Genomic DNA, 11,256 nt, shown 5'->3' on the forward strand with positions numbered 1-11,256 from the left:
TATATCGACTTACCGACAGAAACCGACAATGATATTCATTTGATGCGCGCTGGATCTGGGCTGGCAATAGAAGGTCACATCACCCTGTAGAATGCGTTATATCGGCAACGACAGGTAAATGTGTTGCTTTCTTTAAAATCGGCGCAGCGGATATAGGAAGCGTATTACGCAGCGCTCCTTCCCATCGTACCTTTTCACTTACAATAAAAAAAGACAGTTTAAACACTGTCTTTTTTTATAAGAAGGAAACAAACGGTTTTTCGCTGTTTTTCTCTTTTATAATAATTGCCTCAATTTTACTCTCGGACTTTATCTGCAATTGTACTTTCGCATCTTTAGGTAATTTTTCTAACATACTTTGAGCAGCCATTTGAGTAAGAGCCATTAATTCTGTTTTACCGTTATATTTAATAACGATATTCATATTTAATGTATCCATCTGATTTTTCTTGTAAGAAACTTTAGCATTTACTGGGATAAAATCTGCCGGAGAAAAATCTTTTATTGCCTTAGCAAAGTCAGTTATTTTTGTATTATCTTCTCCATGTGCTTGTTTAAATTCATCAGAAGGATATGAATACGCTTGTTCATCGATCGTACTCCAATTTCCAAGGTTCGTATCATTCTTTTGAACGGTAGCACTAGCAATATACGTTCCATTTTTTAAAGAACTTGTACTTTCTTGCTTAAAGATAGCAAACGTAATTGGAGACTTATTATACTTGTCATTTTTATTAATCGCTTCAATAAGTTGCTTGGCAACTTCAGTACCCTTAGACATAGCTTCTTCATTCGATACACTTGAAGACATGGCTAAACCGATCATAACACCAGATAAACTTAGTTCGTTTGAATTCTGTTTTCCGAAATAGTCTTGTTCTATAATATTCGTCAAAACGGGTGCTTTTACTTTTGCGACTAGTTCATCAACTAACTTCTCCGGAATATACTGATTTAATTGTAGTACATGATTTTCTGTATCAAATTGCTCTTTTGCAATATTCATTAAACCATTTTCATACTCTGCTAAATCTAATTTAGAATTTGTTGTTATATTAGCTGTATTGATAACCTTTTGTTCTTTTAAAGGAATTACAGTTCTATAATAATCTTTCGAAACAGCAGTTCTCGGAATCATGCTTTTTTCTTTCGTATCCTTCTGTATAACTTCATCCTTCTTACTAATCGTATCATTACTACAAGCTCCTAGTAATAAACTTACGACCGCGAAGGATAATGCCATTTTCTTCATTACTTAAAACCTACTTTCAACAATCTAATTATTTAATTTGAACTAATAACAGTGTACCATTAAATATATTTCAACAAAAACAAAAAAAAGAAGCAAGCACCTTTCGCTTGCTTCTTTTTACTTAATATTCTCTTCTAAAGCGTCTTTTTTAATGTTCCAATGAGACGTATTCCATACTACCATACCATCTTTTATGTATAACACTTGCGGAGATTCATGTTTAATGCTGTACTGTTCTGCAACACGATTCGAAACATCTCTCGCATCTTGTACGTATAAGTAATACGCTGGTACTGCTCTTTCTTCACTACAATACGCTTGAAATTCTGTATATGCACCGTGACTAATCGGGCATGTCGTACTATGTTTAAAAAGAACATAGGGCTCGTTTTTTTCTACTAATACTTCAAGTTCTTCAATTGCTTCAATTTTTGTCATATTCATCACGATTCACCTCTCATACGAAGTCTAGAGCGCTTTTCTTTCTTTTCAGCTTTTTTCTCAAGTCTTTCTAATTTACGCTCTTCTTTTTCAACCTTTTTCTCTTGTCTTGTCGCACGATAATGATTGTATACTTCAATTGCTGCGCTACTCCACTGTACAACTTGCGCTACTTTATCGGCATTATTTTCAATTTCGTCCGTAACAGAATCTGATACATTACGAAGTTTCGTATTTAAAGAATGGATTGTCGTTCCAATTCCATCTACGCCCGATACTACCTTATTTAATGATTGTGATTTCTGTTGAATGTCATCAGCTAACGCATTTGTTTTATGTAATAATTGCTCCGTCTCTACGCTAATCCCTTGCATTTGCTTTTCTAAACCTTCTAACGTGCTTGCAACGTTTTCTAACGTCTTTTGAACCGATAACAACGTTCTGCATACATATACTACTAATACAGCGAAAGCAACCGCGATAATAGCCGCACTTACATATAAAAGAACTTGCATTTCATCACTTCCTTTATCTTTTTCATACTTTCCCCTATTATACAATCATTTTCCGTTTCGTTCTAATCCCTATCTTTTCATTAGAATTTTCATACTTATTCGTTAACTTTAACATAAATGATTCAACAAATTCCACTAAGTAGGTTACAATAGGAGAGGATACATAATTAGTAGGGAGGCTTTACATATGAAAGATCCACGCATTGAAAAGTTAGCATACAATTTAATTAACTACTCTATCCGCTTACAAAAAGGCGAAAAAGTATTAATTGAAAACTTTGGCTTACAAAAAGAACTTGTAACTGCACTTGTAAAAGAAGCATATGCAGCTGGTGGTTTCCCATTCGTTTCTTTAAAAGATCATCAAGTAGATCGCTCTTTATTAATGGGTGCTACTGAAGAACATTTTGAACAAATCGCTGCATATGAAGCAAGCGTAATGAAAGATATGGACGCTTATATCGGTCTTCGCTCTGGCGATAACATTAACGAACAAGCTGACGTGCCAAGTGAAAGAATGCAAATTCACGGTCAAACAGTTGGTAAGAAGGTTCATAGAGACATCCGCGTTCCGAAAACGCGCTGGGTTGTTCTTCGCTACCCAAATGCTTCTATGGCGCAGCTTGCTAAAATGAGCACAGAAGCTTTCGAAGACTTCTACTTCGAAGTTTGTAACTTAGACTACGGTAAAATGGATAAGGCGATGGATAGCCTTGTTACATTAATGAATAAAACTGATAAAGTTCGCCTAACTGGCCCTGGAACTGACTTAACATTCTCTATTAAAGATATTCCAGCTATTAAATGCTCAGGTCATTTAAACATTCCAGACGGTGAAGTATACTCTGCACCAGTTCGCGATTCTGTTAATGGTACAGTTTCTTACAACACACCATCTCCTTACAACGGTTATACATTTGAAAATGTACAACTTAAATTTGAGAACGGTCAAATCGTTGAAGCAACTGCAAACGATACAGAGCGCATTAACAAAATCTTCGATACAGACGAAGGCGCACGCTTCGTTGGTGAGTTCGCAATTGGCGTAAACCCATACATCTTACATCCAATGGGAGACATCCTATTCGATGAAAAAATCGATGGCAGCTTCCACTTTACACCTGGACAAGCTTACGAAGATGCATGGAACGGCAACAACTCGAACATTCACTGGGATTTAGTATGCATCCAGCGCCCTGAATACGGCGGCGGCGAAATTTACTTCGACGACGTACTAATCCGTAAAGACGGACGCTTCGTTGTATCTGAACTAGAAGCTTTAAACCCAGAGAACTTAAAATAATAAAAAAAACGCTCGGAATGTTCTCCGAGCGTTTTTTTTATTAATAATTTAATAAATCTTTCGCCACATCTTCTGGCACTTTAAAACTCATTTTCTTATTTTTCATTTCAACTTCGACATAAGGGACATCTTTATATACTGTCATCGTACCAATTTCATGTAACTCTTTTTTATCATTACTCGACTCCGATAATTTTTTTGTATCCTCTTGGTACATTTTAAATGTTTTCCCTTGCGGAGTATCTAAAGGAGCCGACTGCATTTCCCACTTATCCATTTTCATGACTTCAAACAGCTTTTCAATTTCTTTCTTATCAGTAATTACTTTTTTATCACTTGAATCCGTAAGTAATTCAATCTCAACCTTTTGTGCCTTATCAAAGTTCATATCAGCCCTTTCCTTCTTCGCACCACACCCTATTAAAAGAACGGATGCGGTTAGCAGAAGTAAAAATAACATAAAGACTTTTTTCATTTCTAATCCTCCTGTACTACATGGAGCTACTTTTCTCACTTTTTGTTTGCTGAAAATGAAAATAATATAAAAGCGCCACTGCGATAGTACCTATTAATATTGGTACATATAGAGGCAGATCCCATTTCATATATACTCTAGTGCAGCCAACAAGCACAAACAAAATTTCCAAACAAAACAATGGTTTTACATATTTCATATCTTGCCTACCATTTCTATTTTCACCTTTGGATTCTCTTTCTCAATAAGCGCCAAAAATTCATTCATATGTTGCGGCATCGCCACCATATGTACTTTGTATGCATTCGTCGTTATTTCAAGATATTTACCAACTTGACGAATGATTCTTATCTCTTTCAATACGATATCATCATTTAAAATACCGTACTTTAATACACCATTTTCTACTTTATGCTTTTTAATAAATACTTCCCAAACGAGTGGTACATTTACAAGGAAACATAAACCCATTCCAATTAACGCTGACATCCACTGCTCTTTATTTGTGACAATCATGACAAGTGGATATACAAACATAAAAGCTAACGTGAGACAAACGAAAATTACTACCGATTTACTTCGTTGAATCGGAATGTTCATACACACACCCCCTAACCTAAATTATACCACTTTTTCCATTTTAGTTCATAAAAAAAGGCCATTTCTGAATGACCTTTTACACAATGTACCTATAAAATTTCTTATCTACCTGTAACACTGGAAAGTTTTTCGGCAACTCATCTATACTCACACTTTGAAAACCATTCTTTTCATAAAAGCGATGGGCCGCTAAAAATTTCACTGTCGTTCCTAAGTAAATATCTTTCAGCTTTTTATTCTCAGCCCACGAAATTGCTGTTTGGAGCAACTTATATGATGCGCCCCACTCTTTTCCGCGAAATTCTTTTTTTACAAACATTTTTCTTAACGCTACTTGCTGATTCTCAATATCTAATAAAGCTACTGTTCCAACTACTTTATCATCATAAGTTGCTACCCAAAAGTTTCCATGATTCCTTTGATAAAATGTTTCTATTTCAAGCAGGTCTGGCTGCTCTTCTTTCGTAATGGGGACATTGTACTCTTTTTGCTGAATATGAACGATAAGATCTACTACTTCATCTTGAAACGTACTTTCATACGGAATAATGCGTATCTTCTCGTTCATCGAATCTCCTTCCACTCTGAAGCTAGTAAACTATATACAGCGATATCGTGAAAATGATCATATAGCCATTCATCATCTCTTAAAATACCATCTAACTTAAAACCTAAACGCTCTGGAATAGCGCGGCTTTTCACATTTTCAACACCGCATCTAATTTCTATTTTATTTAATTTTAAATTTTCAAATGCATAGTGAAGTACAGCTTTCACGCTACGCGTCATAATACCTGTCCCACCAGCATCTTCTGCCAGGTAGTATCCGAGACTGGCCGCTTTCTTCCCCCAACTTACTGGATGAATACCTACCATCCCAACGAGCTTTCCTTTGTAACGTATACCACTTTCAAAACCGTCTCCCTCTGCAAACTTCTTTAACCACATCGGACAAATTTCATCATACGCACCAGCAGATTTCATCCCATCTACCCAAGGAAGCCATCTTCGTAAATGATTACGGTTTTGGTCTATTAATTGATATAGTTCCTCTTTATGATGCTTCTCTAATAACTGTAATTCGATTTCGTCGTCTACTCGGAGTGTGAACATGTTTTTTCGTCCCCTTTTATTTTTCTTATTATTCTAACATTTTTAGGTATAAAATGTTAAATATTCACACTTTTTTCGGTTTTATATAAGAATAACAACTATATATGATTGATATCTAGGTATGAATCATATATAGTTAAAGTATGGAAAAAAATGATAATTTTATAATTCAATTACGTAAAGGTGTTTTTGATCTCGCTATTTTGTCTTTAATAAGTAAACAACCTATGTACGGATACGAAATTACAAGTGCCTTACAAGATATCCCTGTGTTTCATATCCCGAACGGTTCGATTTACCCTATATTAAATCGAATCACGAAAAACAATTGGGCTGTTTCCTATTGGGAAGAGTCCGGTGATGGCCCAAAAAGAAAATACTATCGAATTACAGACGAAGGGAGAGAAATTTTAAATAGTCGCTTACATGATTATGATGCAGTGTATCAAGCTCTAATGTTACTAGCTAAAGGAGAGGATAAAAAATGAACAAGGAACAATTCTTTTCAAATGAACTCATTGCTTCTTTCTTACACGATCTTCATAAAGGGTTAACGAACTTACCTACATCAGCAAGAGAACAACATGTGCTAGAAATCAAATCCGATTTATACGAAAATGCATTAAGTAAAGAAAGTGAAGGGATACCATTAGAAATCATCCCTTCACAAGTGATTGAAGAATTTCTTCCTCCAAAAGAATTAGCACAGGAAATTACAGTAGAATATACAGACGTTATTCAAAATACACAGCAATCTACAAATACATTTATTAAATATTATTCCGGCCTATCTATCGGTCCACTTGGCGCTCTATCAGTTCCTATCGTATTAGGTTTCATCAATATTTCAGCTAATTTACCATTTGTACTAGCTTTTATTGCAAGCAACATTTGGTTTATCTGTAGAGAAAATCATTGGAATACAGACTTATTAAAATACTTTAAAACAATAATTTCCATTAGCTCAAGGCTTTTAATCGCACTTCCATTTGCATTTTTCGCGATTCGAATTATGATAACAAAACAATTCGATATGTTTTCATTCTATTATTTAATTGGATATGTACTTGTTAGTTCACTATATATCGTCTTATTAAAACAACTCTACAAAAAGAATAAACAATACCAACATATCAACGCTTTTTAAAATATATCAAACACAACAAAAAAGACGCACAGCCACAGCTATGCGTCTTTTCTATTACTTTTCTGCAACTTGCACTTCTTTTACGTAAGCTGCTTCGAATTTTTGGATGTCTCCTGCGCCCATGAAAATTAGAACGCCGTTTTTATGTTTCTTTAATACATCCGTTGTTGTATCTGTAATTAGTTCTGCACCGTCAATACGCTTTTGCAGATCTTCGATTGTTAATTCACCTTTGTTTTCGCGTGCTGATCCGAAAATATCACATAAGTATACTTGGTCAGCTTTGCTTAAGCTTTCAGCGAACTCATCTAAGAACTTTTCTGTACGTGAGAATGTATGTGGCTGGAATACAGCGACAACCTCACGCTCTGGATGTTTTTGACGAGCTGCTTCAATCGTTGCATTAATTTCTGTCGGATGGTGTGCGTAGTCATCGATGATAACTTGCTCTCCCATTGGCTTTTCATTAAAGCGACGTTTTACGCCTTCAAAAGTTGTTAACTGATGCTTCACTGCTTCTACATCAACGTTTTCATAATGGCAAAGCGCGATTACTGCTAATGCATTTAATACGCTGTGGTTGCCGTATCCTGTAATTTTGAACGTGTCATAGTACGTATTACGAACGAATACATCGAAAATAGTACCATCTGTTCTCTTTTGAATGTTACGTGCTTGGAAATCATTATCTTCTCCAAATCCATAGAAAATAACAGGTACTTTCGCTTGAATTTTTTGAAGTTCTTCATCATCTCCACATGCAATAATACCTTTTTTCACTTGCAATGCCATCTCTTGGAATGCATTGAATACATCATTGATATCTGAGAAATAATCTGGATGATCAAAATCAATGTTTGTCATAATTGCATAGTCTGGATTGTAAGACAAGAAATGACGACGATACTCACAAGCTTCAAATACAAAATACTTACTATTTTCTACCCCATGCCCTGTTCCATCTCCAATGAGGTACGATGTAGGGTGTGCACCTTGCATTACATGGGCTAACAAACCAGTTGTTGATGTTTTTCCATGTGCACCAGTTACAGCAACACTTGTGTATTGGTTCATAAGATCACCTAAGAAGTGATGGTAACGATGTACTGGGATGTTTAATTCTTTTGCTGCTACAATTTCTTCATGCGTATCAGGAAATGCATTTCCTGCAATAATCACTTGTCCTTCTTTTACATTATTTTTATCAAAAGGAAGGATCGAGATATTACGCTTTTCCAACGCTGTTTGTGTAAAGAAACGCTTTTCATAATCAGACCCTTGAACAGTATGCTTCATGTCATGAAGAATTTGAGCTAATGAACTCATTCCTGTTCCTTTAATTCCTACAAAATGGTAAACTGTCATCTTAAAGAACCTCCAACATTTCGAACTAATACAACGGCCTATCTATAAGACAGTATATGAATCTTTTCTTATTTTGGTAATCATCATACATTTTTGATGTAGTGAAGTTATTCTTTCCCTTCACTTATCAGGATAAACTCGTACGTACTTCTTTTTTATGTCCATAATAAATCCATTATAGCAAAAAAGAAGCCGCTATACTATGATAACAGAAAAACTGATAGGGTCAATCACCTATCAGTTTTTCTCTCTTTTACATATCTTCTCTTTTTTCTAATTGAACACGCTCTAGACGTGGGTTTGGACGATATTTACGACCAGCTTTCGCTTCTGGTTTTCCATTTAATTCTACGTTATCACCAGTAAAGCCAATATTCATTTTTAATAAGCTACTTCCTACTCCGTATATATCAACAGGTACGTTTTGAGCTTCAAATTCACGAATACGCTTCTCATCAAATCCACCAGTTACAACGATGTCTACATGCTGGAATCCTTCTTCATCAAGTGCTTTACGAAGTGCGAATACAAGCGATGGGTTTACACCACGTGGATCGAATGTTCCAAGTACTTCTGGGTGGCGAATGAAGTATTGATCAATCATCGTGCGCGACGTATCTACACGTACACCTTTTAATGTTGATCCAAATTCACGCGCTACGCGAAGTGCATCTGTAATGACATCATTATTGTAATCAATTAATACAACTAATTCATCTTCTGGGAATTTCTTATGATATGCTTTTGCCGCTTCCACAACATCACCATTAAACATTTGAATTAATGCGTGAGGCATTGTCCCCATACCACTTCTACCCCACCATTCATTCATCGCATGCGTCGCTTGTGCGCTCATACCTCCGATGTATGCTGCATAACCGTCACCAGCTTGTTGCGTATAATGATCGTCACGATCTCCCATGAAAATAACTGGTTTTTCTTTATCTACGCTACGCGCAGCTTGGACAACGTTATATACGTTTGTCGCAACTGATGTACGACGGGCTAAAATTCCATCAATGACACCTTCTAAAAATCCGAAATTTTCATAAGGACCATGAATTGTTAACACTGTTTCAAACGGACTAATATTATCGCCATCTTTTAAAGAGTTAATTTCAAGTTCCTCAGGATTTTTGGCGAATGTCTGTAGCAACGCAATCACTTCATCTGTTCCGCAAAGAACTGCATTTTCCTTTTGGAAAAATTGCATCGTCACAACACTTTTCGGGCGAAATTCTTCAATGATTTCTCTAGTCTTTAAAAAGTAAACGGCAGAGAACCAACCTTCTCCAACACGTTCGTCAAATTTAAATGTTCTATTTGTTAGTCTATTTATTTCACCTTTTAATTTTAATTCAATTTCTTTCATGTCGCTTTACTCCCTACTTTACTATCCAACATTTTCTATTAGTATACAGCAAAACCGTTTACTATACATTTGTTTCCTGCATAGCAGCGAATTCATCCTCAGAAATAAGGACATCTCTCGGTTTCGTTCCTCTTCCTTCAGAAATAATCCCTTGCGATTCCATCTCTTCAATGAGACGCGCCGCGCGATTATAACCGATGCGGAATTTTCGCTGTACAGAAGATGTGGACGCTCCCCCTTGTTCTACAACAAATTGACATGCATCAAAGAACAATTCGTCTTCCGACTCAGCTTGTTCTGTTTTCGCTAATAAATCCTCTTGCTTAAATAAGTAATTCGGCTTCATTTGCTTTCTCACATGATCAACTGTTTTCTCAATCTCATCATCCGATACATATACACCTTGTACACGAACTGGTTTAGACGTACCGTTTCCTAAAAATAGCATATCACCACGGCCAAGTAATTTCTCCGCGCCCCCAATATCAATAATCGTACGCGAATCAACTTGAGATGATACAGTAAACGCAATACGCGTTGGAATGTTTGACTTAATTAAACCTGTAATAACATCTACAGACGGACGCTGCGTTGCTACTAATAAATGAATACCACAAGCACGTGCTTTTTGCGCAATACGACAAATCGCTTCCTCAACATCACCAGGTGCTACCATCATTAAATCGGCTAACTCGTCAATGACAATAACGATATAAGGTAATGTCTCTCCTGGAATTTCTCGCCCACTTACAATCGTATTATAACGAGTTAAATCACGAGCACCAGCGTGCGCAAACAATTCATAACGACGCTCCATTTCTTCAACCGCCCACTTTAATGCAGCTGTCGCTGCTTTTACATCCGTAATAACAGGTGCTACAAGATGCGGAACAGAATTGTATGGTGCAAGCTCAACCATCTTCGGATCGATTAACATTAACTTCACTTCATGCGGTTTCGCTTTATATAAAATGCTCGTTAAAATTGCGTTAATGCACACACTTTTACCAGAACCCGTTGCACCCGCAATAAGTCCATGTGGCATTTTTCGAATATCCGTTACAATTGGATCGCCTGAAATATCAAGTCCTAGCGCAACTGTAAGCGGTGATTCGCTCTTTGTAAACACAGGACTTCTTAAAATTTCACGAAGGAATACTGGCTTACTTTCTTTATTTGGAACTTCGATTCCAATCGCACTCTTCCCTGGAATCGGTGCTTCAATACGAATATCTTTCGCTGCTAAACTCAGTTTAATATCATCACTTAAGTTTGTAATTTTATTTACTTTCACACCTGGGTCTGGCTGTACTTCAAAACGAGTTACCGCTGGACCTTGCGATACGTTAATAACATGTGCACCAACGTGGAAATTATTAAATGTTGTATCTAATAATTCTTTCTGTTCATCCAACCATTCTGTATTATCTAAAGCTGCCTGCTGCGGAATTGACAACAATGTTAATGGCGGAATTGCATATGTCGGTGGTGTTTGCAATACATTTCGCATATCGTTCTCTCTTTGATTTACAACATATGCTTTCTCTTGTACTTCCGTACTTGAAGTTGGCTTTTGTACTTGCTCTACCACCACTTGCTGCATTGGTCTCTCTTCCACTTGTGATTCCACCACTACTTGCTGCATTGGTTTTTCTTCCACTTGTGGTTCTACT

General features: G+C 36.4%; 14 protein-coding genes. 3 read left to right on the forward strand and 11 right to left on the reverse strand.

Features of this window, described 5'->3' with window-relative positions; all coding sequences use genetic code 11:
• Nucleotides 1–235: 235 nt before the first annotated feature.
• The 3 genes from GFJ36_RS24090 to GFJ36_RS24100 form a co-directional block, all read right to left on the reverse strand.
• The gene (locus GFJ36_RS24090; RefSeq protein WP_087985430.1) at nucleotides 236–1,252 is read right to left on the reverse strand and encodes a CamS family sex pheromone protein; all 1,017 of its coding nucleotides are present in this window, start codon (nucleotides 1,250–1,252) and stop codon (nucleotides 236–238) included.
• Between the two features lie 117 nt (nucleotides 1,253–1,369).
• Nucleotides 1,370–1,696 (reverse strand): bacillithiol system redox-active protein YtxJ, encoded by a 327-nt coding sequence (gene ytxJ / locus GFJ36_RS24095; RefSeq protein ID WP_046956174.1) that lies wholly within the window; start codon nucleotides 1,694–1,696, stop codon nucleotides 1,370–1,372.
• Nucleotides 1,696–2,208: a DUF948 domain-containing protein gene (locus GFJ36_RS24100; RefSeq protein WP_001197725.1), complete on the reverse strand. Its 513-nt coding sequence runs from the start codon at nucleotides 2,206–2,208 to the stop codon at nucleotides 1,696–1,698. Before GFJ36_RS24100 ends, ytxJ begins: the two co-directional genes overlap by 1 nt.
• Nucleotides 2,209–2,395: 187 nt before the next feature.
• Between GFJ36_RS24100 and GFJ36_RS24105 the strand changes: the two genes are divergently transcribed.
• Nucleotides 2,396–3,511: an aminopeptidase gene (locus GFJ36_RS24105; protein ID WP_046956172.1), complete on the forward strand. Its 1,116-nt coding sequence runs from the start codon at nucleotides 2,396–2,398 to the stop codon at nucleotides 3,509–3,511.
• A 40-nt stretch (nucleotides 3,512–3,551) separates the two neighbouring features.
• On the opposite strand, the gene GFJ36_RS24110 is transcribed toward GFJ36_RS24105, so the two are convergent.
• The 5 genes from GFJ36_RS24110 to GFJ36_RS24130 form a co-directional block, all read right to left on the reverse strand.
• Nucleotides 3,552–3,986 carry a hypothetical protein gene (locus GFJ36_RS24110; RefSeq protein WP_087985431.1) on the reverse strand — a complete coding sequence of 145 codons (435 nt, stop codon included), beginning with the start codon at nucleotides 3,984–3,986 and terminating at the stop codon, nucleotides 3,552–3,554.
• A gap of 16 nt (nucleotides 3,987–4,002) precedes the next feature.
• Nucleotides 4,003–4,185 (reverse strand): hypothetical protein, encoded by a 183-nt coding sequence (locus GFJ36_RS24115; protein ID WP_042875795.1) that lies wholly within the window; start codon nucleotides 4,183–4,185, stop codon nucleotides 4,003–4,005.
• Nucleotides 4,182–4,586 carry a PH domain-containing protein gene (locus GFJ36_RS24120; protein WP_088082242.1) on the reverse strand — a complete coding sequence of 135 codons (405 nt, stop codon included), beginning with the start codon at nucleotides 4,584–4,586 and terminating at the stop codon, nucleotides 4,182–4,184. Before GFJ36_RS24120 ends, GFJ36_RS24115 begins: the two co-directional genes overlap by 4 nt.
• A 76-nt stretch (nucleotides 4,587–4,662) precedes the next feature.
• The gene (locus GFJ36_RS24125; protein ID WP_060486600.1) at nucleotides 4,663–5,154 is read right to left on the reverse strand and encodes a GNAT family N-acetyltransferase; all 492 of its coding nucleotides are present in this window, start codon (nucleotides 5,152–5,154) and stop codon (nucleotides 4,663–4,665) included.
• Nucleotides 5,151–5,699: a GNAT family N-acetyltransferase gene (locus GFJ36_RS24130; RefSeq protein WP_060486601.1), complete on the reverse strand. Its 549-nt coding sequence runs from the start codon at nucleotides 5,697–5,699 to the stop codon at nucleotides 5,151–5,153. Before GFJ36_RS24130 ends, GFJ36_RS24125 begins: the two co-directional genes overlap by 4 nt.
• 143 nt (nucleotides 5,700–5,842) lie before the next feature.
• Here GFJ36_RS24130 and GFJ36_RS24135 point away from each other — a divergent pair, with 143 nt between their 5' ends.
• Nucleotides 5,843–6,187 carry a PadR family transcriptional regulator gene (locus GFJ36_RS24135; RefSeq protein WP_012261844.1) on the forward strand — a complete coding sequence of 115 codons (345 nt, stop codon included), beginning with the start codon at nucleotides 5,843–5,845 and terminating at the stop codon, nucleotides 6,185–6,187.
• Entirely contained in the window at nucleotides 6,184–6,846 is a 663-nt protein-coding gene (locus GFJ36_RS24140) for an HAAS signaling domain-containing protein (protein WP_087985434.1), read from the forward strand. The genes GFJ36_RS24135 and GFJ36_RS24140 overlap by 4 nt, the downstream gene beginning before the upstream one ends.
• 54 nt (nucleotides 6,847–6,900) lie before the next feature.
• Here the strand turns inward: GFJ36_RS24140 and murC are convergent, their stop codons facing one another.
• The 3 genes from murC to GFJ36_RS24155 all read right to left on the reverse strand — a co-directional run.
• Nucleotides 6,901–8,211 (reverse strand): UDP-N-acetylmuramate--L-alanine ligase, encoded by a 1,311-nt coding sequence (murC, locus tag GFJ36_RS24145; RefSeq protein WP_000219461.1) that lies wholly within the window; start codon nucleotides 8,209–8,211, stop codon nucleotides 6,901–6,903.
• A 253-nt stretch (nucleotides 8,212–8,464) separates the two neighbouring features.
• A complete protein-coding gene (locus tag GFJ36_RS24150; protein ID WP_000658380.1) occupies nucleotides 8,465–9,583 on the reverse strand; it encodes a nicotinate phosphoribosyltransferase in 1,119 nt (372 codons plus the stop codon).
• Between the two features lie 61 nt (nucleotides 9,584–9,644).
• On the reverse strand, nucleotides 9,645–11,256 hold a 1,612-nt coding region (locus tag GFJ36_RS24155; RefSeq protein ID WP_242016033.1), incomplete at its 5' end, for a DNA translocase FtsK.

Origin of the sequence: Bacillus sp. EE-W1 (assembly GCF_009760835.1) — a bacterium.
Classification (GTDB): Bacteria; Bacillota; Bacilli; order Bacillales; family Bacillaceae_G; genus Bacillus_A; species Bacillus_A wiedmannii.